Source organism: Flavobacterium sp. (assembly GCF_052437795.1).
GTDB lineage: Bacteria > Bacteroidota > Bacteroidia > Flavobacteriales > Flavobacteriaceae > Flavobacterium.
The window spans coordinates 475,584-496,374 of record NZ_JBQVPA010000004.1; the positions used below are offsets into that span (position 1 = coordinate 475,584).

Genomic DNA, 20,791 nt, shown 5'->3' on the forward strand with positions numbered 1-20,791 from the left:
ATAACGACCATATATCGATCAGTATCTTTTTTTATAAGAGATATTTTCTGAGTTGACACCCTCAGTATAATGAAGGCAAATAAGGGCCAAAAACACTTGGAGTATAATTGTCCCGTAAATTGATCTTGAGACAAATATACTCCATTTTTCATCTGTTGTATGCCTGGCTTATTTTTGTGCCGGGATCCTCAATACCTGCCCCGGATATATTTTGTCTGGATTGGAAAGCATTGGTTTGTTGGCATCGAATATGATGTCATATTTCTGCACATCTCCATAGTATTTGCCTGCGATCTTAGACAATGAATCTCCTGAAACCACAGTATGGTACTGTGATCCGGGTTCCGAAACTGTCACGCGCATCTTATTCTCAACCGACTCTACGCCCTGTACATTTCCTATTGCAATGCCGATCTTTTCGGCTTCAGCCTGGGTATCCACCTCACCTTCAAGCACTACTTTGCCGGCGGTCGCAGCTATCCTGATGTTTTTATACGTAAGCCCAAGTTTCTTTATGTAGTTAAATAACTCGTCGGCTGTCTTGTGGTCGTTCTCGGGGGTTTGCGCGTTACTGCTTATGATCTTTTCACCCAGGTCCTTCAGAAATGATAATGTGCTCATAGTTTTAGCTTTTAAATTGATACTTAAAGTTACTAAAACTGAAGTTTTGGTGAGCGTGGGTCCGCAAAGTTTAGCAAATGTTTATGCAGAATCCAAAGATCATTCTTAAATACTACACTTCCCCTATCCTCTTAAAAAAGGCCTCCTTGTACGTATTTCCCAATGGCAGTTCTTTTCCCTTTATGAAAACAGAAAAGCTATCAGTAGTGTCGATATGCTTTATGGCAACCGCATAAGAGCGATGTATCTGTATGAAATCATTAGCAGGAAGCAGGTCGAGGATGTTTTTCAGCGAACTATGGGTAATGATGGTATCGCCACCCGTATGAATGCTCATATAATTCTGCAGGGCTTCAACGTAGAGGATGTCGTCCAGGAACACCTTGGCAAACTTGTTCTTACCATCGGTTTTAATGAAGATGTATTCATTAGCCGGGCTATGTTGGGAATGGGTAGTTTTATTTCCGTTCGTAAGTTTTGAAACCGCCTTGTAGAACCGCTCGAAGGCAATGGGCTTGAGCAGGTAGTCGGTCGCGTTGAGATCGAATCCTTCCAGTGCAAAATCAGGATAGGCAGTCGTAAAGATCACTTTCACGTTGTCGCCAATGATCTTTGATAGTTGCAAACCCGTTAGCTGGGGCATCTGGATGTCGAGGAAGACCAGGTCAACACTATTGCTGTTGAGGAATTCCAATGCCTTTAACGAATCGCTGAAAACGGCAAGCTTTTCCAAAAACGGAATACGTTCCACATACTTTTCGAGCAGGCGGATGGCTGGCGGTTCGTCGTCGACTATAATGCAGGTGATTTTCATGGGCGGCTTAGCGGCAGTTTTAAATGGGTTGTAAAAATATCATTTTCGGTCGTCTTTTCCAGCATAATATCATCACCATAGGCATACCGGAGGCGGTCGGAAAGGTTTTTGTAGCCAATGCCGGTCGACGAATAGTTCTCCCCGCGCTGTATGTGGTTGCGGGTATGCATTTCCAAAGTCCCATCGGTAATGACTATACTGACAGATGCTTTTTTAGCATGATCATTAATGACCCCATGCTTAAAAACATTCTCTAAAAAATGGATGAGCACTGCGGGAAGGATCATCTGTTCCCCAGCATCGCCTTTAACGTCATGATCAAGCGACATTTCATTTTCAAACCGCTTTTTATGCAGGGTGATGTAGTTACTGATGAATTCCAGTTCTTTCGCCAGCGGCACCCGCTCCTTATCGCTTTCGGTAATGATGTAGCGCAGCAGGTCGGAGAGCACTAGCAGATCGGCCGCGGTTTGCTCATCCTTTTCAACCCATTCACTGTAAAACGAATTGAGGGTGTTAAAGAGAAAGTGCGGGCTTACCTGCGACTTTAGCAGGGTGAACTGCGCCTTACGGTTCTCCAGTTCCAGTAACTGGTTCTTCATCCGGTATACATGCGATTGCCAGGAGATATACACCAAAACCGACATTAGTACCGATGGGAAGCCGAAAAAGAAATTGTCGCGGATGTAGAACGAAGGCTCCAGCGAACCGGGCGCATAATTATGTACACCGGTAATACTGCTTACAACCACCTCCTCTATAAGGTAGCGTACTCCTGCGAACAACAGCAACGATACCGGGACGGAGAATACGTAGAATAAAATACGGCTGCGGTTGAGTAAGGCCGGGCATACCAGGTAATAATTGAGCAGGTATATCGCAAATAACGACACTACGTACGTAGCCCCGAACAATAAACTATATGCGCTGAATTGGGCGGCAATGTTCTCGGTTTGGGTGCTGATCTCCCATCCGGTAAAAAGCAGGAACAGTGATACAAAAAGCACAATATGGTAGTAAAAAGGTATCTTCAGTTTCATAATGATCGGATTTTAACCCAAAAGTACCGATAGTGATAAAGGTAAATGATTTATTTACACCAATAGCGCATTTCCCTATACGAACAGTTAGAAAAAAAGGGTCGAACTTTCAATAAGGTTCAAAGTTGGGGTTAGTCAATGCAGGCTGACCATCCGTCAAAAGTTTTTATCCGGCTAATATCCTGACTGTATTTTTGACATGAATTTAAAAACGAAACACCATGAAAACATTATTTACAACCCTGATGATCGCCGTTTCATTACTGTCTTACGGGCAGTCCAAAAAGAAACAGATACTCATCATAGGCACCTTTCACTTCGCCAATCCCGGGCTCGATGTAGCACAGGTAAATACCTTTGATGTTATGTCGGCCAAGAGCCAGAAGGAATTGGAAAACATCACTAACAAGATAAAGGCATTCGGCCCTGATAAAGTTTTTGTCGAATGGTCGTACAAAAATCAGGAGGGACTTGATAAATTATACCTCAGGAAAACCGATAGCCTCCTGAAAAGCAACCCTGATGAAAGAATACAGCTGGCATTGCGTACTGCCAAAAAGATGAAGCATCCCGGAATGTATGCGGTAGATTATAATGAAACGCTTTTCCCTTATGAAGACCTGTTACTCTCCATGAAAGCAGCAGGGCAGGACGGACTTCTGAAAAAGAATGAAAATATGATGAAATTGGTTGAGGCAAGTGAGAACAAAAAGATAGCAACCTATACCTTAACGCAATTGCTGCTGGAGCATAATAAGCCGGGAGAAGACAAAGACAATATTGGCTGGTACCTGAGTATCGCTAACAAAGCAGGAAAGGCAGACGATTTTACCGGGGCTCAACTCGTATCGGAATGGTACCGCCGCAACCTGTATATTTATTCCATCCTGCAAAAGCTGACCGAAGCTGAAGATGATAAGGTGATGCTGATCATGGGTGCAGGCCATACTGCCCTTTTACGTGAATTCATAAAATTTGATGACACTTTTGAGATTGTGGAGCTTAAGGACGTGCTGAAATGATAAAAGCCATCTTTACCATCATCCTGTTGGTGGCCGGAACATTACAGCAAGCTTTTTCCCAGGATATGCTTTCGCGGAAGCAGATGGAGCAGGACATTGACGCCATGGTAGGCAGGATCGTTTATTCGCATGTTAATGCCTATCATTACAGGAGTAAACAGGAATGGGATGTATTCCTCAAAGAAGTGAAGTCCGGCCTGCCCGACAGCCTTTCAAGATTCGGGTTTTGGCGGAAGGCGGAACAGGTGCTTGTATTTATGAACGACGCACACACACGAACGTATCCCTCTGTTTTCTATAAAGAATATACCGACCGCGGCGGGCTGTTTTTGCCCTTTACCATTCAGAAAAAAGAGGACGTCTACCATGCGGCTGAAATTTACGGGGACACGTCCAACATAGACACATTTAAAAGTATCATAAGCATCAATGGCGTGCCAATGGCTGCAATTTATGCCGACATGAAAAAACAGTGCGGCAAGGAACTTGATCTTCTGGATGAAAAAGCCATCTGCGGATCGTTCCCCTACTACGTCTGGAAAGTATACGGTTGGGAGCCGCCCTACAGCGTTATCTGGTCCGGAAGCAATGCGCCTGTCATGGTGCAGGGTGTTACGTCCGACAAACTTGAAAATGGCGGACCGCTTTCGCCAAAGAAAGAAATATGCAGCCTGTCGTTTCTCAATGAGGCCACGGCACTCATTACGGTTATCGATTTTGAAACGATGCCACGAAGCTATTACAAAAAGTTTTACAGGAAGGCATTCCGCGAAATTAACAGGAGGGGTATAAAGAACCTTGTGCTCGACCTGCGGGGCAATGACGGAGGCGACAGCCGGTACTGCGAAGACATGGCACGCTATTTTGCCGATAAGCCTTTTCGCATATCGTCGCGCACGCTTTGGAAGGTAACGCCGGAGTTTAAGACAAACTTCACGCAACTATACATTCCCGGCATCATGCGTTGGGCAAAATTCCTGTATGGCATTAACGAACATACCAAAGCTATCTGGAAAACCGGCGACGGCGCCATTGCCGTTGTAGAGCATAAGGAACGCAAACCCTACAGGTCGGCGCTAAAGCATCCCAAAAAAGTATATTTGCTGATAGATAATGATACCTTTTCTGCGGGTTCGATGTTTGCCGCCATGGTAAAGGATTATAATCTTGGTATTCTTGTCGGGCAGCCCACCGGCAACCTTTCCAGCTTTTATGCCGACCCGCTGATGTGGTACATGCTGCCCAATAGCCGCATTACATTCCAGGTTTCCACAAGCCTAAATGTGCGTCCCAACGGAAAATTGGACAATGACAGCATACAGCCGGATATCCTGCTGCCTGAAAGTACGGATGCTTTGGAGTATGTGTTAGAGTTAATAGGGAACTAAAGTTTTTGGCGTGAAAAACTGTGACACCATCCACATTTCCATTACCGGAATTTTACGGAATTCTCAAAAAACAGTTATCTTCGCACCTTAAAATGAAAAGACTGGTAATTTACTGTAACGATTTCGGTTTCAGCCCTACTTATCAGCACAACTATTAACCTTATTCTAATTATATGAAAAAACTTATTCTGTTCCTTACCATGTCGCTCATGGTACTGCCTGTAAGGGCCGATGAGGGAATGTGGTTCCTGATGTTCATTGAGCGCCTTAATCACAGGGACATGCAAAAAATGGGCCTACAGCTTACATCTGAGGAGATCTACAGCATTAACAACCACAGCCTGAAAGATGCCATAGTGCAATTCAACGGCGGGTGTACCGCAGAGCTTATCTCTAAGGACGGCCTTGTGCTTACCAACCACCACTGTGGTTATGATGCCATTGCTGAGCTTTCGAGCCCGGAGCACAACTACCTTAAAAATGGTTTTTGGGCGGCCAACCGCGCCGGCGAGCTGAAACCGAAAGACCTTTACGTGCGTTTCTTCGTAAGGATGGACGACGTTTCCAAAAGGATATTGGGCAAGGTAAACCCTGCGATGACCGAAGCTGAAAGGGAAAAAGCCATACAACAGGAGATCGCCCTTATCGAAAAGGAGAATAACGAGGGCGGTAAATATACTGTATCGGTTCGCCCGTTCTTTCAGGGGAACGAATATTACTACTTTGTATACCAGGACTATAAAGATGTCCGCTTAGTAGGTACGCCTCCGGAAAGCATCGGTAAATTTGGTGGCGATACTGACAACTGGGAATGGCCCCGCCATACAGGTGACTTCTCAATGTTCCGCGTGTATGCTAATGCCGACGGAAGCCCTGCGGAATATTCTGTGAACAATGTACCGCTGAAGCCGAAGCACCACTTACCTGTAAGCCTTAAAGGTGTTCAGGAGAATGATTTTGCCATGATCCTTGGTTACCCGGGCCGTACTAACCGCTGGATGCCTGCGGGCGGGATCGAGCAGAACGTGAAGTTCGCTTACCCGGCGTGGGTAGAATCGTCTAAGCTGGGCATGGACAAAATGAAAGTGCACATGGACAAGAGCGAGGATGTGAACCTGCACTATGCATCGCAGTATGCAAGCGTGGCAAATTACTGGAAAAACCGCCAGGGGATGATCGACGCGCTTACAAAGCACAAAACTGCCGCAACAAAAGCCAAGGCTGAAGCCGACTTCAACAAGTGGGCCAACAAGCCTGAAAATAAAGAGAAATACGGCGCTGTGATAGCAACGATAAATAACTTCTACTCTAAAACCAACGAAAAGGCACGCCACGACAATTACCTTGTGGGTATGTTGAGGACCGCTACAATGGCACCCCTACCATACAGCCTGGGCCGTGGGCTTGAGGCTTATGCCAGTGCCAACGAAGCTGCAAGGGCACAGATGAAAGATGAGCTTAAAGCAGGTATAGAAGAGTCGTATGCCACATTGTACATGCCGCTTGAAAAAGATGTGCTTGCCGCGCAACTGGGCCTTTATGCTACAAAGTCTACCGGTTTTGCAATAGCTCCTTACGTAGCTGAACTTGGCGCTAAAAACGGCAACAACTTTACAGCTTATGTGAACGACGCGTTCAACTCGAGCATTTTCGGTTCTAAGGAAAAGCTGCTTGTTTTCCTTGAGAACCCTAATGCTGAAGTTTTGAAAAAGGATGAACTATATAAGCTTTCATCAGACCTGATGACGAAATACAGGGCAAAGTCGGAAGAGCAGACTAAGCTTGACGCTGATTTTTCTAAATCGTTCCGTCTTTTGGTCGAAGGTATGAGGCTTGCAAATCCGAACGTGAAATACTATCCGGATGCCAACAGCACGCTGCGCCTTACGTATGGTAAAGTACGTTCGCTACCCAAAGACAAGAGGAACGATGCCAAGAAAAACTACTATACTACCATGCAGGGTGAGGTGAAAAAATACAAGGCGAATGATCCGGAATTTGACCTTCCTAAGAAATTGCTTGACATGTACGAAAAGAAAGATTATGGCCGCTATGCCGATAAGGCTGGCTACATGCCGGTAAACTTCCTTACTGACAATGACATCACAGGCGGTAACTCAGGTTCACCTGTGCTTAACGGCAAGGGCGAGCTTATCGGGTTGGCATTCGACGGTAACATCGAGGCCATGGCCGGAGACGTGATCTTCGACAAAGACCTGCAAAGGACCATTAACGTAGACATCCGCTACGTACTATGGATCATCGACAAATTCTCAGGAGCGAAGCACATCGTGGATGAGATGACGATCGTGAAATAGACTGTTAGATGAGAGATAATAGACCGCCCTGATGAGGGGCGGTTTTTTTTGTTGATCAATATGAGTGTGATGCATCCCCCTTCCCCTCCTTTTGAGCGGTGCCAAATGATTTGGGTGGTTTTGATCCTCCTTCTCAAAATATATTTTCCTTTCGCCCTGATTTTCCCTATTTTTGAAGCATATAAAACTATATAATGCGAACACACTTCATAGCCATAGGCGGCGCGGCCATGCACAACCTGGCGCTGGCCCTTCACGATAAAGGATACAAAGTAACCGGCAGCGACGATGCCATATTCGAACCCTCGCGCACCCGCCTTGAAAAGAAAGGCCTTCTGCCTGCCGAATTGGGCTGGTTCCCCGAAAGGATCACACCAGATATCGAGGCCGTTATTCTGGGAATGCACGCTAAGGCTGACAATCTGGAGCTGCTGAAGGCTCAAGAGCTGGGGCTGACCATCTACTCGTACCCCGAATTCCTTTATGAGCAATCGAAGAACAAGACCCGCGTTGTGATTGGCGGTTCGCATGGTAAGACGACCATAACCAGCATGATACTCCACGTAATGAAGTACCACAACATTGAGGTAGATTTCATGGTGGGTGCACAGCTGGAAGGATTTGATAACATGGTACACCTAACGGAGGATAACGACTTCATTGTACTCGAAGGCGATGAATACCTGTCGTCGCCCATGGACCGCAGGCCGAAGTTCCACCTGTACCAACCTAACATTGCCCTGATCAGCGGTATTGCTTGGGATCATATCAACGTGTTCCCGACTTATGAGAACTACGTGGAGCAATTTGAGATCTTTATAGAGAAGATAACCAACGGCGGTATTTTAGTCTATAACGAGAACGACACTGAAGTAAAGCGCGTATCCGAAGCGGCGACCAATCCAATACGCAAGCTGCCGTACCACACACCGGAATATACCGTGCAGAATGGCATTACCTATCTTGAAACGCCCGAAGGACCAATGCCGATTGAAGTATTTGGCGCACATAACCTGAACAACCTTGCCGGAGCCAAATGGATCTGCCAGAACATGGGCGTGGATGAGGCCGATTTTTATGAAGCCATTGCTACCTTCAAGGGAGCAAGCAAGCGCCTGGAAAAGATCGCTGAGAACGGAAAGAATGTCGCTTATAAAGACTTTGCGCATTCGCCAAGCAAGGTAGCTGCCACCACAAAAGCCGTAAAGGAACAGTACCCGGAGCGCACGTTGATCGCCTGTTTGGAATTGCATACCTACAGCAGCCTGAATGCGGAATTTTTAAAAGAATATGAAGGAGCGCTCGATGCGGCCGATGTGGCTGTGGTGTTCTTCAGTCCCGATGCGGTCAGGATAAAGCAGCTGGAGGAAGTGACGCACGAGCAGATAGCCAAAGCCTTCAACCGCGAAGACCTCATTATATACACGAATCCGGCAGCCTTTAAGGAGTACCTGTTCCATTTGAAATATGATACCGAGGGAATCGCACTATTACTGATGAGTTCGGGTAATTACGGCGGGCTGAATTTTGATGAGGTCAAGACGTTGCTATAGTTTATGAACATCTCATTAATACTAACAGCATTTATCACATCTCTTTTTTATTAACACAATAAAATACTTATTGCTTCAATACAATATTCCTTTGGCAAAGTAGTTTTTAGACTACAAACCAAACTAATATTATGAAAAAACTAATTGCTTTAGTAGCTATTACTGCATTAATGGCCTCATGCGCTGATGATGATACCAACAACAATGGAGATGAAGGATTTTTTGCGCTTACAGAGGGAAACCTATGGGTCTATAAGCTATACAGCGTATCGGCTGAAGGGATCGAAACTTCTTCAGGACAGATAGACAGTGTTAGAATCACGGGCCAGCAAATTGTGGACGGAGACACATATTTTAATTTCAATCACAAAATATATACCGGCTCAGGTTTTCTCACAGAAGAACGGGACGAGCTATTGCGGGTTAATGAACAAGGGCATCTTATAACTAACCACGGCATCGTCATACATCCGGGAATGGATACTGAATATCAGTATATCTCAGAAATATCACACCCTGTTGGAGGTGGCTCTGTAATCTGGCAATTGGAGGAAAATATCAATGTAACTGTTGAAGGCAACAATTATACGGTTGCTCCGTACACAGGATATTTTACCCCTGTTCCTATAGTAAATTATCCAGCAGGTATGGCCTGTAAAACCAGCTACGAGTCCGGTGTTGGAATCGTGTTAGAACATCGCCGCCTTACTAATTCCATGGCCTATTTTGAAGATCGCCTTATTTACTATGAATTAAATTAATAATTTATTTCTTCTCGTACCTGTAATGTCCTGTCACCTTATGGTCAAATAAGCAATCCTCAAGGATTTGGCCTCCGCCGATGTTGTGTACCACCATATACCCACCACTATTCTTTAACGATCTCTTATCCACCACAATACCAATGTGTGGCAGATTACCCGGGAGCATCCACGTTACGACGTCCCCTGGCTTATAGTCGGGGGCTTTACTGGTTACGGGTAATGACTTTCCTTTTCGGGTAAAGAAGACCTGCAGGTTCGGTACGCGCCGGTGATCGATATTGGTATCGGTGCTTTTTAGCCCCCAGCTTTTAGGGTATTTAGAAAAGTTGGCCTTCATATCCTCATGCACTTCCTTTTGGAGGTCGATGCCAAGCTTGCGGTAAGCCCGTATCACCACATCCGTGCAAACACCGATTCCTTTTGGCACATCGCCATTTGGGTAGGGGATCTTATGGTAAGCGCCACTGTAGTGCACTTTGTCTTTTGTCAGTGTAAGTGCCGCGTCGGACAGTTTATCAAAAAAGGTCTTTTCAGCCGGGATGCAGGCGATCCCGATGAGGAATAGTAGTACTATGTGTTTCATGGTTTGGTTTTTAATAGAAACGGCAGAATATTTTACAATAGTATGCCCGTGCATCGTGAATTTATTTAAATTCGTGCAAACTGCGTTAACCATGGACGAAACACAAGGCACTTTCTCGATAAAATACTGGGCCGAAGATGACCAGCCCCGCGAAAAGCTCATGCTCAAAGGTAAAGCGGCACTAAGCGATGCCGAGCTGATAGCCATACTCATCGGGTCGGGGAGCCGTAACGAAAGCGCGGTCGAGCTAAGCAAGCGTATCCTGGCAAGTGTGGATAACAACCTGAACTTGCTGGGCAAACAATCGTTACAGCAGCTTATGAATTTCAAGGGTATTGGTGAAGCAAAAGCAATTACCATTGCTGCAGCCATGGAACTTGGGAGAAGACGAAGGGAAGAAGAGGTGGTCGAACTGAAAAAAATAACCTCCAGCCGTGCAGTGTTCGATATAATGCAGCCTATAATTGGCGAACTTCCCCATGAAGAGTTCTGGATATTATACCTCAACAACTCCAATAAGGTCATTTATAGATCGCAGCTTAGTAAAGGCGGGATCACAGCTACGATCGTAGACGCCCGTATCGTGTTCAGGCTTGCTCTGGAACATAATGCGGTAGGCATCATACTTTGCCACAACCATCCGTCGGGCCAACTGCAGGCCAGCGAACCCGACAGGCAGCTTACACGTGAGCTCAAAGCGGCCGGGCGTACCCTGAACATAAGTGTACTTGATCATGTAATTATTACTGAGACAGGCTATTTGAGTTTTGCAGACACCGGGATATTATAATCAATCCTCTTATCTGCTCTTTATCAGCAGTATGCCTTACCTATGTGATGCTATACGCTTTAAAATATCCCTTGCCGCACCCTTATATGCTGCCGTATGCTTCACAGAATCTTCTGAAAGTATACGTAGGAGTTCCGGGAAGATCCAGTCCTCTTTTTCACCCAGCAGGAACAGCGCCCGCATGGCGTATGTTTTTGCCGCCACTTTCCCTTCAGGATCAATGAGCCAGTCAAAGCACACCTCCGTTATCTGTTCCAAATGGTTAGGTTCCAGGAATTTTTCCTTTTGATGACGGGTCACGGCAAACAGGCATATCTTAGAGACCGACCGTATGGCACCCTCCTGCCTGTATCCGGATAAAGTGTTGCAAAAAGCATCCCTATGAGGTGTTAACCACTCTATCCTGGCTTCCATCACGAGTTCGAGTATCCAGCAGGCCTTGTGGTGGTTCTTGTCTTTTATATCAAGTGCTATATGCAACAGCTCCTGGAGTAATGCAGGATCATGCAGCACGCGACCCGACAGCAGATCGCGGATGGGGCGATGGGCAGTACTGTTGGCTATACTGTTGTAGAATTCCTGGTCCACTATGAAATGTTTGATACGAAAATAGGGATTTTGCCACTATTCTGATCAGGTAATTTTCTGAAGGCTAAAATATATACCCAACCGAAACATTCCCATAAAAGTTGACCGGCAGCCCCGGATAATAATACCTTGGCGACGCTCCCCCAAAACCCGTTGCATTGACCAATACCATCGAAGCATATTTTGTATCGGTAGCATTGTTCACACCGGCCGAAACGTGGGCTGTGAACCCTTTGAACAATTCCTGCCTCCACCCCGCTTTCCCATTGAGCAGGTTATAGCTGTCGGCGTAGAGCGAGTTGGCATCATTCAACGGCAGGCGGTCGACATAATAATAGTCGGCCGAGAGGTACAGCCCATATGGTGCAAGCAAAGTAATGCCCGCATTGATCTTGTTGTCCGGAACGCCTGTGAGCTCGTTCCCTGAATGATCCACGCCGTTGTTGAGGAATTCGGTAAACTCATACTTTCCTATTGACACCGCTACATACCGCTTCAATGCGACATCCGGGCTTATCTGCCAGTGGTGGTTGATGCTTGTCTCGACGCCCTGGTGCAACGTTTCACCGGCATTCACGCCAACATACTGGTCATCTCCTACGCGCTGTGCCACCAGCAGGTCCTTCACCTGCATGCGGTATAATGATATCTCAGCATACAGGTTCCTGTCCTGAAGCCAAAACTTACCGCCCACCTCAAAGTTATACCCGCTCTCCGGTTTTATGTTGGGGTTAATGGTCCCCGCCGCGGTCAGGGTTTCCTCGATAGACGGTAGTGAAAATCCACGGCTCACCGAAGCATAGAGCATTTGCAGTGACGAAGGCTTGTACAGCAGCGATGCCTGTGGCGACCAAATGCCTTCATACCCATAACCTTTAGAAAATGTTGACGCTTCGGGAAAGACGGTGTTGAGTTCAAATTGTGTTTTGTTGTAATTCAGCCCGGCCTGCAATTCCCACTTCCGTGCCAGCTGAACCCTGAGCTGCGCAAAGGCATTAATAAAGTCGCGCTGCTGTTCGGTACCCGTAAGCCTGTTGCCCTGTATGCTGCCCTGACCGTTGTTGTCCTCGTACAGATTGGCATAAGTGCTACCCTCGAACCCATCATTAAAATATTCAAGCCCTGCAACGAACCGCGTTGTCATTTTGCCCAGCCTGAGATCACCTGAGAATTGCGTGCGGGCTCCCCACGCTTTAGTGTCCTGCGCCAGGATATCGAAAGGCCGCGGTTCATAATTCTCCTTAAAATTGATGAATGCGGAAGTCGAGTTCTTAATATTCCCAACCTGCCAGTCGTATGCAAGTCCTCCCAGCCAGGAGTCATACTGCTCATAACCTTTGGCCGCATTCCATGTAAAAGCCGCCGCGCGTGGGTCGTTCTCAAAAGTTCCCTTATCGACAGAGCTCGGTATATAGGCTTTCAGGTAGGTGTAATTCCCAAAGTATGACAGTTTACTATTTCCCTTTCGGAACAGCTCTCCGGCAAGGGTCACGCCTTCACGGCTGTAAGCACTGTTGTCGCGGTAGCCGTCGGTTTCGAGTTTGTGATAGCTGAGGTTAAGGCTCCCGTTTTGAGTGTTGAGGCTGTAACCGATCGTATTCTTCATCAGCCCGAACGAACCATGCGTGGTGGTGATGCGTCCCGTGCTCCCTGTTGCTGATGACAATTTTGGCGAAAGCAATATGGCACCACCCAAACCTGCGCCATATACGCTTGAGAGCGGCCCTTTTATAACCTCTATCTGGCTAATGATCTCGAGGTCGATGTCTTCGATGGTGGTTTCGCTGTCGCCCGACGTGAGCGGGATGCTGCCATAAAACGCCCTGATCTTATTAGTCCCATAAGGCGTCCTTGCCCCAATGCCGCGGATGGAAATGCGGTTGGTATTGATGCCTCCCGACTGCATGAACACACCCGGCAATGTATTGAGCACCGGCGATATGTCGGATAAATTGTTTCGCTGTATCTGTACCTGGGAGAGGATGCCGATGGAAGCCGGAGCATTCAGCAGGCTGTCGTTGATGTGGTAGCGGCTGATGACCACTTCCTGTAAAGACGTGCTGTCCGTGGGCTGCTGTGCAAAAGCATTCAGCGTAAGAAGGAACAGGAGTAGCAGTAGTTTTTTTAGCATGGCATAAAGCTAAACAAATAGGATATGTTTTAAAAATATTTTGGTAGGGGCATTGCGAAGAGGCATGATGAAGCAATCGCTCTTCCGCCACTACGTGTCGCGATCAAAAGAAAAACTGCTTCGTTATGCCTCCTCGTAATGAGACTCACCGTTAGAGGTTTTATAAATGGAAAAGGAAAAATTAGGCTTCTAAAGTTCAATCTTGTTATTTGGGACCTGTTTTGGAATTTATTTAGAAACACTCACCTTCCAAAGTGTATTCCCGCTGTCGTCATTCACCAATAGCGACCCGTCATTCATCACGGTCACATCCACCGGGCGGCCCCATGCCTGCGCTTTTTTCTCATCGGCGATGAAACCGGTAAGGAAATCCTGCGGCGGTCCCGATGGCTTGCCGTTTTTAAAAGGGACGAACAGTACTTTATAGCCACTCAGTATGGAACGGTTCCATGAGCCGTGCTGTCCCACAAAAGCGCCGCCCTTATATGCTGCCGGAAATTTGTCGGCGTTATAAAATGTGAGCCCCAGTGCCGCGGTATGGCTTCCCACAGGAACGTCAGGGACTATAGCTTTTGCTACAAGTTCAGGCGACTTGCCTTTCATGCGCGGGTCTTCGATCTGCCCGTAGTACGAGTATGGCCATCCATAAAAACCACCTTCTTTTACGCTTGTAATGTAATCGGGCACAAGATCGTCGCCCAATTCATCACGCTCATTTACGGCGGTCCACAGTTCTTTATTGGCAGGGTTCCAGTCCATCCCCACCGGGTTGCGAAGGCCCCCGGCGTAAATGCGTTCGCCGCTGCCGTCAGGGTTGATCTCCAGTATGCAGGCACGGCGCACTTCATTTTCCATGCCGTTCTCACCCACATTGCTCGATGAGCCTACAGAAATGTATATCTTCGACCCATCTGCATTTGCCAAGAGGTTGCGTGTCCAGTGGTTGTTATAGCCCTTGCCGGGAAGCTCCACGATCTTTTCGCCTTTGGGAGCCAGCTTGAGGTCGCTTTCTTTATACGGGTATCGATACAACCCGTCAGTATTAGCGATGTAAAAATAATTTTTCAGCACCAGCATCCCGTAGTTCTGGTTCAGGCCTTCCGCAAAAACATAGCGGGTCTCAAACTTGCCGTCCTTGTCCTTATCGCGGAAAATGGTGATCTGATCGGCACTGCCTTTGGTATTCGATTCAGCCACAAAAATATCGCCATTAGGCGCTATGTAGGTGTTGCGGGGATTCTTGAGTTCGGTTGCAAATTTGGTTACGGTAAATCCTGCCGGGGCTTTTGGGGTTTGCCCTTCAGGCCAGTCGACCATACTGTTACTTTTGGTGGCCGACTCAGTCGTGAACGGCGCTACCAGCGTAAGCGGCCCAATGGCGGTTTGCACGGTGGTGCTGCCTTCGGCTTTTGCCTCTTTTTTTTCTTCTTTCGTAATGCGGTCTTTTTTGCAGGATGCCAAGCTTAATGCGGCCACAAGGGACAGTGTGATAAAGGATGTTCTCATAGTAGTAATTATGTTATTCGATGCTTTACGAATTTACTTATTAACACTTCCAAAGCCTTATGAATTAGGTGTAATTTAACATTGAGTACGATTAACACATAGTTTATTAAGGATCTGCCCGCATAATTAATTTCGGTCGGCAAAAAATACTATATTCGCTATAAACACCACTCTATGAGAAAACTATACATAACTGCACTATATACGGCATTCCTATCACTATCCTTGAGTGCTTCCGCACAGGAACTGTCACTGCCTAAAGGCTTCGCGCCAGCCGAGCACAACGTGGTCTCGGGCTTTGCATTCCGCAATGCCATGATGAGCCCTCCCCCACCATCTGCAGTGCGCACCGCGGCCGAATGGGAAGAAGTAGAATACCTCGTGGTCACTTGGGATCCCTGGTACCCCAATATACTGCGCCAGATCGTGCAGGCTGCGGTATCCGAATGCAAGGTCATTATCACGACCGAAGATGAAGCCTCTGTGTCCGCCTACCTGACAACGAATGGTGTCGACCTGACGAACGTGATCTTCATGAATGCATCATGGGACAGCATCTGGACGCGTGATTATAGTGGCAACACGGTATACTCCAATGATGTGGGCGAACGCGCTCTGGTCGATTGGATCTACAACCGGCCGCGCCCTAACGACAACGTGATGCCGTCAGCACATGCCGCACTGACCGGAATACCGATATATGTGACTGACTCCGGCATGAACGACCTTGTGAACACGGGTGGCAACTGGATGAGCGACGGACTGGGTAATGCCTTTGCCTCCGAGCTGATACTTGAAGAGAACAATGAGGGCAACCCGTATGGTGTTTCGGTAAAGGATGAGGGGCAGATAGATGGAATCATGGCAAACTATATGGGAATTACCAATTACATAAAAATGCCTGTGCTGCCTTACGATGGTATACACCACATCGACATGCACATGAAGCTGCTAGATGAGGAAACCCTGCTTGTGAGCCGCTACCCTCCCGGTGTGGCCGATGGCCCACAGATAGAAGAGAACATTGAGTACGTACTAGCTAACCAAGTATCGCACTTCGGTACGCCATACAAAGTAGAATGGATCGATGCACCGCCTAGCACTTCGGGCGCATACCCCGATACCAATGGCTATTACCGCACCTACAGCAATGCGACGATCGTCAACAAAACAGTGCTCATACCGCTGTACCGTCCGCAAACCGATGCTGCCGCAATAGCCAAATACCAGGCGCTCATGCCCGGCTATACCGTTGTGGGCATTGATGTGGATAATGCCGAGGAAACGCTCATTGCCTCATCGGGTGCGATACACTGCATCACCCATACCATAGGTGTAAATGAGCCGCTACTCATCGTGCATCAGGCGGTAAAAGAAGCTGCTACCAATACATCGGTTGCCATTCATGCGATGATAAAGCACGAGTCGGGCATCGCAGGTGCCAAAGTATTTTGGAGGAATGAGGGAACGACCGAATGGAACGATGCCATAATGTCTTCGGCAGGAGCCGATAACTGGTCGGCCAATATACCTACCGGCAATGACGGCACCGATGTGGAATATTACATCTGGGCGCAGGCCAATTCCGGCAAAAGACTCACACGTCCACTGGTGGCGCCGACAGGTTTCTGGACGATAAATGTAGAAGTGCTGTCTATAGAAGAATGGGCGGTTAAAGGGATCTCCGGGGCTTACCCCAACCCGGCACAGGGCACAGTGAGCTTCGACCTGAACCAGATCGATGGGCCGATGACCGTAAAGATCACGAATGTTCTTGGCCAGCAACTGTACAGCAATACGATAGCTGATGGAAACGGAACCATTACCCTAAGCATCGCCGATCACTGGAGCGGTACGCTTTTCGTGACTTTTGAGGGGCGATTTGGGAAAGTGGTGAGAAGGGTTTTGCAGTTGTAACAGATAACGATACAACTGATAATTATGAATCCTTACACTGTAACTGTTTCATTTCTGACGAAGGTAGGAACTCTTAATCTTTAATAAATATACTTCACCCGCAGGCTGCGTCCAGAATGACAAATCCCGCCATAATAACCACAAATAAAGCGCCTTACGGCGCTTTATTGTTTAATTGTTGAGCATCTGCCACAACTTGTCCTTCAGTTCTGTAAGCCCTTGCTGTGCTACGGAAGATATGAACATATACGGCATTCCTTTAAATTCTTTATCCAGGACCGCTTTCATTTCGGCCTTTAGCTCATCATCGAGCATATCGCATTTGGATATTACAACAAGCCTGTCCTTGTCGAGCATCTCCGGGTTATAGCGGCGCAGCTCATCAAGTAATATCTCGTATTGTTCTTTAATATCATCGGCATCGGCAGGAATCAGGAATAATAGTGTGGAGTTCCTTTCTATATGGCGAAGGAAGTAGTGCCCAAGGCCCTTGCCTTCCGCTGCACCCTCTATTATCCCGGGGATATCTGCCATCACGAACGACTGGTAATCCCTGTATGCCACGATGCCAAGGTTTGGCTTGAGTGTGGTGAACGGGTAATCGGCGATCTTGGGTTTCGCAGATGTGAGTACCGAAAGCAAAGTTGACTTACCCGCGTTCGGGAAGCCTACAAGGCCCACATCGGCCAATACCTTTAACTCTAGCAGTACATCTTTTTCCTCTGACGGCATACCCGGCTGTGAGTACCTTGGCGTCTGGTTGGTCGCGCTGCGGAAATGCCAGTTGCCCAGCCCGCCCTTGCCGCCTTTTACCAATATCTGCTTTTCGCCGTCCTCAGTTATTTCAAACAGTACTTCGCCGGTCTCTTGGTCTTTTACTACCGTTCCCAGCGGTACTTCAATGTATTTATCATCGCCATCGGCACCGGTGCTGCGTGCGCTTCCGCCATCGCCGCCGTGGGTCGCCTTGATGTGCCGCGCGAACTTAAGGTGGAATAGTGTCCACAGGCTTTTGTTGCCTACTAAGTACACGTGTCCGCCACGTCCGCCGTCCCCTCCGTCAGGGCCGCCTTTTTCAATAAACTTTTCCCTGTGCAGGTGCGTAGATCCCTTACCCCCTTTTCCGGAGGATACATATATCTTTACATAATCTACAAAATTCCCTTCTGTCATTTTTTGTTGGTTTAAAGTTTAAAGTTTAAAGTCAAAAGTTGCCGATCAGCACTTTCAACCCTCTTTAAACCATTATTATTTATCGTGCCCCAGACGAGCTAATCCTGGACCCTTGTCCCGGAACACCGAACTTTATTCTTTAAGAGAGCGGACCCTCACCTTATCGATCTTCACACCGTCCATCGACAGCACTTCAAGCTCATATAAGTGCCAGGCCAGCTTTTCGCCTTCCTTAGGTATGTACGACAGTTCTGTCATGATCAGGCCGCTTACCGTGGTCACTTCGTAATCGCTGATAAGGTCGTCGAGGTCAAAATAGGTCAGGAAGTCATGCAGGGGGTACGATCCGTCTACCGTCCATGTATTATCGTCGTTGGCAACAAGGCTAAATTCATCCTCATAAAAGTCGGCAGCATCGCCCACAAGCGCTTCCAGTATGTCATTCAACGTTATAACTCCCTGAAACACGCCATACTCATCTGTAACCAGCGCATAATGTACTTTTGAGTTCTTGAACAGCTCCAGCGCCTTATAAGCAGACGTATGCTCTATCAGGTAGGTTGGCTCCCTTACGATATCTTTCAGCCTAAATTCAGGGTTATCGTAATTCGCAAAAATGTCCTTAAGCTGTACGATACCTATCACATCGTCAAGGCTGTTGCCATCGCAAACGGGATACATAGAGTGTAGTTCGTCCAGCATGATCTCCCGCACGCCTGCCTTATCCGATTCGGTTGACAGGTACACCACCGACTTGCGGTGAGTCATCAGCGAGTTGACTTTTCGGTCACCAATATGGAAAACGCGTTCCATGATGTCGTGCTCTATCTCCTGTACCTCGCCGCCTTCGGTACCTTCCTTAATAATGGCCTTGATCTCCTCCTCGGTCACTTTTCCGTCCGCCGTCGGGCGAATGCTGAATATCTTAAGTAGGAAGTCGGTCGTAGTGGTCAATAACCAGATGAATGGCGCCGTAATGATCGAAATGTACTTCATCGGCAGGGCCATCGTTTTAGCAATGGTCTCCGGATAGTTGAGCCCTATCCTTTTCGGGAGCAGCTCACCCAACACCAGTGAGAAGAACGTTAATATCACGACAACTATACCCACCGAAATATTTTTGCTGTACGGTTGCAGAACTTCGAATTGCTCTATGAAAACCCGCACATCATCGGTTACCTTGTCGCCTGAATAAATACCTGTAAGGATGCCAATAAGCGTGATGCCTATCTGTACCGTTGAAAGGAATTTATTAGGCGAATTGGCCAGGTCAAGTGCCGCCTGCGCACTGGCATTGCCCTTCTTGGCAGCCATTTCCAGGCGGTTCTTGCGAGCCGATATAAGGGCTATCTCCGACATCGAGAATACCCCGTTAAGAACAATAAGTAATAATATTATGGCTATTTCCAATGGTGGAATTTTTAGTTAAGCGTATCGATCACCGAACTCAAACGGTGTGTGATCTGGGCAATATCACCAATGCCGTCAACCGAATGGAATTTACCCTGTTTGGCATAGTAGTCCATTAGCGGAGCCGTTTTTTCGTTATATTCCTGGTAGCGTACACGGATCTTATCTTCGTCCTGGTCGTCGGGCCTTCCGCTGGTCTTACCCCTTTCTAAAAGGCGCTTTATAAGCACCTCATCATCTGCTTCAAGGGCTACGGTCGCGTCTACTTTCCAACCTTTTGACCATAAAAAAACATCAAGCGCTTCGGCCTGTGCCTTTGTCCTCGGGAATCCGTCAAAAAGAAAACCCTTGGTATCCGGATCACGCTCCACTTCATCCTGGAGCATTTTTATGGTAACATCATCCGGCACCAGCATCCCTTTGTCGGCATACGACTGTGCCAGCTGTCCCAATTCGGTATTATTGCTTTTGTGGAAGCGGAACAGGTCACCCGTTGAAATGTGCTTCAGGCTGTATTTCTCTTTTAAAAACTCTGCCTGTGTCCCCTTGCCTGCTCCCGGCTTGCCGAAAAGTACGATATTGATCATTTTTGTTATTAAGTTGTGTTATGATTGTAGTTGATAGATCTCGGGTAAGTTGCGGCCCAGTCCGTCATAGTCGAGACCGTAGCCCACTATGAACTTGTTGGGTATCTCGAAGCCAATGTAATCGAGCGCGATGTCCTTGGTATAGGCTTCGGGCTTAAAGAACAGCGTAGCGATCTTGAGTTGCTTTACGTTTTGCTCTTCGAACATTTTTTTTAGTTCCACAATGGTATTGCCGGTGTCTACGATGTCCTCGATGATAACAACGCTCCTACCTTCAAGGGATTGCCCCAGCCCAATGAGCTGCTTTATGTCGCCTGTGCTTTGTGTACCTTCATAGGATGCCATCTTTACGAAGCTTACTTCGCAGGGACCGGTGTAGTATTTTACAAGATCGGACATTACCATGAAGGCGCCATTGAGTACGCCAATTAGAACAGGGGTTTCGTCTTTCAGGTCGAATGCGATCTGTGTCGCCATGCGTTTTACTACGGCGTCGATGTCTTCGGCGGTAATAAAAGGCACAAAATGTTTATCGTGAAGCTGTATCACTCTTAATTTGATGATTTGGGATAATTTGCAAATATAC

At 47.3% G+C, this 20,791-nt stretch carries 18 protein-coding genes; 7 read left to right on the top strand and 11 right to left on the bottom strand.

Annotation, left to right across the window (positions count from 1 at the left end):
- Window positions 1-168: 168 nt before the first annotated feature.
- From lysM to ACT6R0_RS15070, 3 genes are all read right to left on the bottom strand, one after another.
- Window positions 169-621 carry a peptidoglycan-binding protein LysM gene (gene lysM / locus ACT6R0_RS15060; RefSeq protein WP_444653938.1) on the bottom strand — a complete coding sequence of 151 codons (453 nt, stop codon included), beginning with the start codon at window positions 619-621 and terminating at the stop codon, window positions 169-171.
- Between the two features lie 112 nt (window positions 622-733).
- Window positions 734-1,435, bottom strand: coding sequence for a LytR/AlgR family response regulator transcription factor (locus tag ACT6R0_RS15065; RefSeq protein ID WP_444653937.1), 702 nt, complete (start codon window positions 1,433-1,435; stop codon window positions 734-736).
- Entirely contained in the window at window positions 1,432-2,475 is a 1,044-nt protein-coding gene (locus ACT6R0_RS15070) for a sensor histidine kinase (RefSeq protein WP_444653936.1), read from the bottom strand. Before ACT6R0_RS15070 ends, ACT6R0_RS15065 begins: the two co-directional genes overlap by 4 nt.
- Window positions 2,476-2,696: 221 nt before the next feature.
- Here ACT6R0_RS15070 and ACT6R0_RS15075 point away from each other — a divergent pair, with 221 nt between their 5' ends.
- The 5 genes from ACT6R0_RS15075 to ACT6R0_RS15095 all read left to right on the top strand — a co-directional run bounded on the left by ACT6R0_RS15075 (window position 2,697) and on the right by ACT6R0_RS15095 (window position 9,517).
- Entirely contained in the window at window positions 2,697-3,497 is an 801-nt protein-coding gene (locus ACT6R0_RS15075; RefSeq protein WP_444653935.1) for a DUF5694 domain-containing protein, read from the top strand.
- On the top strand, window positions 3,494-4,885 hold the full coding sequence (locus tag ACT6R0_RS15080; RefSeq protein WP_444653934.1) for a S41 family peptidase: 1,392 nt from the start codon (window positions 3,494-3,496) through the stop codon (window positions 4,883-4,885). The genes ACT6R0_RS15075 and ACT6R0_RS15080 overlap by 4 nt, the downstream gene beginning before the upstream one ends.
- A 173-nt stretch (window positions 4,886-5,058) precedes the next feature.
- The gene (locus ACT6R0_RS15085) at window positions 5,059-7,203 is read left to right on the top strand and encodes a S46 family peptidase (protein ID WP_444653933.1); all 2,145 of its coding nucleotides are present in this window, start codon (window positions 5,059-5,061) and stop codon (window positions 7,201-7,203) included.
- 194 nt (window positions 7,204-7,397) lie between these two features.
- A complete protein-coding gene (locus ACT6R0_RS15090; RefSeq protein ID WP_444653931.1) occupies window positions 7,398-8,756 on the top strand; it encodes a UDP-N-acetylmuramate--L-alanine ligase in 1,359 nt (452 codons plus the stop codon).
- 131 nt (window positions 8,757-8,887) lie between these two features.
- Entirely contained in the window at window positions 8,888-9,517 is a 630-nt protein-coding gene (locus ACT6R0_RS15095; RefSeq protein WP_444653930.1) for a hypothetical protein, read from the top strand.
- Between the two features lie 4 nt (window positions 9,518-9,521).
- Here ACT6R0_RS15095 and ACT6R0_RS15100 read toward each other — a convergent pair whose 3' ends face one another.
- Entirely contained in the window at window positions 9,522-10,103 is a 582-nt protein-coding gene (locus ACT6R0_RS15100) for a DUF1287 domain-containing protein (RefSeq protein WP_444653928.1), read from the bottom strand.
- Between the two features lie 91 nt (window positions 10,104-10,194).
- On the opposite strand from ACT6R0_RS15100, the gene radC reads away from it, so the two are divergent.
- Entirely contained in the window at window positions 10,195-10,893 is a 699-nt protein-coding gene (radC, locus tag ACT6R0_RS15105; protein ID WP_444653927.1) for a RadC family protein, read from the top strand.
- A gap of 36 nt (window positions 10,894-10,929) precedes the next feature.
- Here the strand turns inward: radC and ACT6R0_RS15110 are convergent, their stop codons facing one another.
- The 3 genes from ACT6R0_RS15110 to ACT6R0_RS15120 form a co-directional block, all read right to left on the bottom strand.
- A complete protein-coding gene (locus ACT6R0_RS15110) occupies window positions 10,930-11,481 on the bottom strand; it encodes a hypothetical protein (protein ID WP_444653925.1) in 552 nt (183 codons plus the stop codon).
- 64 nt (window positions 11,482-11,545) lie between these two features.
- Window positions 11,546-13,612, bottom strand: a complete 2,067-nt coding sequence (locus tag ACT6R0_RS15115) for a TonB-dependent receptor (protein WP_444653924.1) — start codon at window positions 13,610-13,612, stop codon at window positions 11,546-11,548.
- A 228-nt stretch (window positions 13,613-13,840) separates the two neighbouring features.
- Window positions 13,841-15,118, bottom strand: coding sequence for a PQQ-dependent sugar dehydrogenase (locus tag ACT6R0_RS15120; RefSeq protein ID WP_444653922.1), 1,278 nt, complete (start codon window positions 15,116-15,118; stop codon window positions 13,841-13,843).
- A 174-nt stretch (window positions 15,119-15,292) separates the two neighbouring features.
- Between ACT6R0_RS15120 and ACT6R0_RS15125 the strand changes: the two genes are divergently transcribed.
- Window positions 15,293-17,035, top strand: coding sequence for an agmatine deiminase family protein (locus tag ACT6R0_RS15125; RefSeq protein WP_444653921.1), 1,743 nt, complete (start codon window positions 15,293-15,295; stop codon window positions 17,033-17,035).
- A 171-nt stretch (window positions 17,036-17,206) separates the two neighbouring features.
- Here the strand turns inward: ACT6R0_RS15125 and obgE are convergent, their stop codons facing one another.
- The 4 genes from obgE to hpt form a co-directional block, all read right to left on the bottom strand.
- Window positions 17,207-18,208, bottom strand: a complete 1,002-nt coding sequence (gene obgE, locus ACT6R0_RS15130; RefSeq protein ID WP_444653920.1) for a GTPase ObgE — start codon at window positions 18,206-18,208, stop codon at window positions 17,207-17,209.
- Between the two features lie 132 nt (window positions 18,209-18,340).
- Window positions 18,341-19,618, bottom strand: coding sequence for a hemolysin family protein (locus ACT6R0_RS15135; RefSeq protein ID WP_444653918.1), 1,278 nt, complete (start codon window positions 19,616-19,618; stop codon window positions 18,341-18,343).
- Between the two features lie 11 nt (window positions 19,619-19,629).
- Window positions 19,630-20,205 carry an adenylate kinase gene (locus ACT6R0_RS15140; RefSeq protein ID WP_444653917.1) on the bottom strand — a complete coding sequence of 192 codons (576 nt, stop codon included), beginning with the start codon at window positions 20,203-20,205 and terminating at the stop codon, window positions 19,630-19,632.
- Window positions 20,206-20,223: 18 nt separating this feature from the next.
- Complete coding sequence (hpt, locus tag ACT6R0_RS15145; protein WP_444653916.1) at window positions 20,224-20,754, bottom strand: hypoxanthine phosphoribosyltransferase; 531 nt, start codon at window positions 20,752-20,754, stop codon at window positions 20,224-20,226.
- Window positions 20,755-20,791 lie beyond the last annotated feature (37 nt).

Excerpts from the sequence above, each read along its gene's own strand:
- lysM (WP_444653938.1), bottom strand. The coding sequence starts at position 621 with ATGAGCACATTATCATTTCTGAAGGACCTGGGTGAAAAGATCATAAGC.
- ACT6R0_RS15065 (WP_444653937.1), bottom strand. The coding sequence starts at position 1,435 with ATGAAAATCACCTGCATTATAGTCGACGACGAACCGCCAGCCATCCGC.
- ACT6R0_RS15070 (WP_444653936.1), bottom strand. The coding sequence starts at position 2,475 with ATGAAACTGAAGATACCTTTTTACTACCATATTGTGCTTTTTGTATCA.
- ACT6R0_RS15075 (WP_444653935.1), top strand. The coding sequence starts at position 2,697 with ATGAAAACATTATTTACAACCCTGATGATCGCCGTTTCATTACTGTCT.
- ACT6R0_RS15080 (WP_444653934.1), top strand. The coding sequence starts at position 3,494 with ATGATAAAAGCCATCTTTACCATCATCCTGTTGGTGGCCGGAACATTA.
- ACT6R0_RS15085 (WP_444653933.1), top strand. The coding sequence starts at position 5,059 with ATGAAAAAACTTATTCTGTTCCTTACCATGTCGCTCATGGTACTGCCT.
- ACT6R0_RS15090 (WP_444653931.1), top strand. The coding sequence starts at position 7,398 with ATGCGAACACACTTCATAGCCATAGGCGGCGCGGCCATGCACAACCTG.
- ACT6R0_RS15095 (WP_444653930.1), top strand. The coding sequence starts at position 8,888 with ATGAAAAAACTAATTGCTTTAGTAGCTATTACTGCATTAATGGCCTCA.
- ACT6R0_RS15100 (WP_444653928.1), bottom strand. The coding sequence starts at position 10,103 with ATGAAACACATAGTACTACTATTCCTCATCGGGATCGCCTGCATCCCG.
- radC (WP_444653927.1), top strand. The coding sequence starts at position 10,195 with ATGGACGAAACACAAGGCACTTTCTCGATAAAATACTGGGCCGAAGAT.
- ACT6R0_RS15115 (WP_444653924.1), bottom strand. The coding sequence starts at position 13,612 with ATGCTAAAAAAACTACTGCTACTCCTGTTCCTTCTTACGCTGAATGCT.
- ACT6R0_RS15120 (WP_444653922.1), bottom strand. The coding sequence starts at position 15,118 with ATGAGAACATCCTTTATCACACTGTCCCTTGTGGCCGCATTAAGCTTG.
- ACT6R0_RS15125 (WP_444653921.1), top strand. The coding sequence starts at position 15,293 with ATGAGAAAACTATACATAACTGCACTATATACGGCATTCCTATCACTA.
- obgE (WP_444653920.1), bottom strand. The coding sequence starts at position 18,208 with ATGACAGAAGGGAATTTTGTAGATTATGTAAAGATATATGTATCCTCC.
- ACT6R0_RS15140 (WP_444653917.1), bottom strand. The coding sequence starts at position 20,205 with ATGATCAATATCGTACTTTTCGGCAAGCCGGGAGCAGGCAAGGGGACA.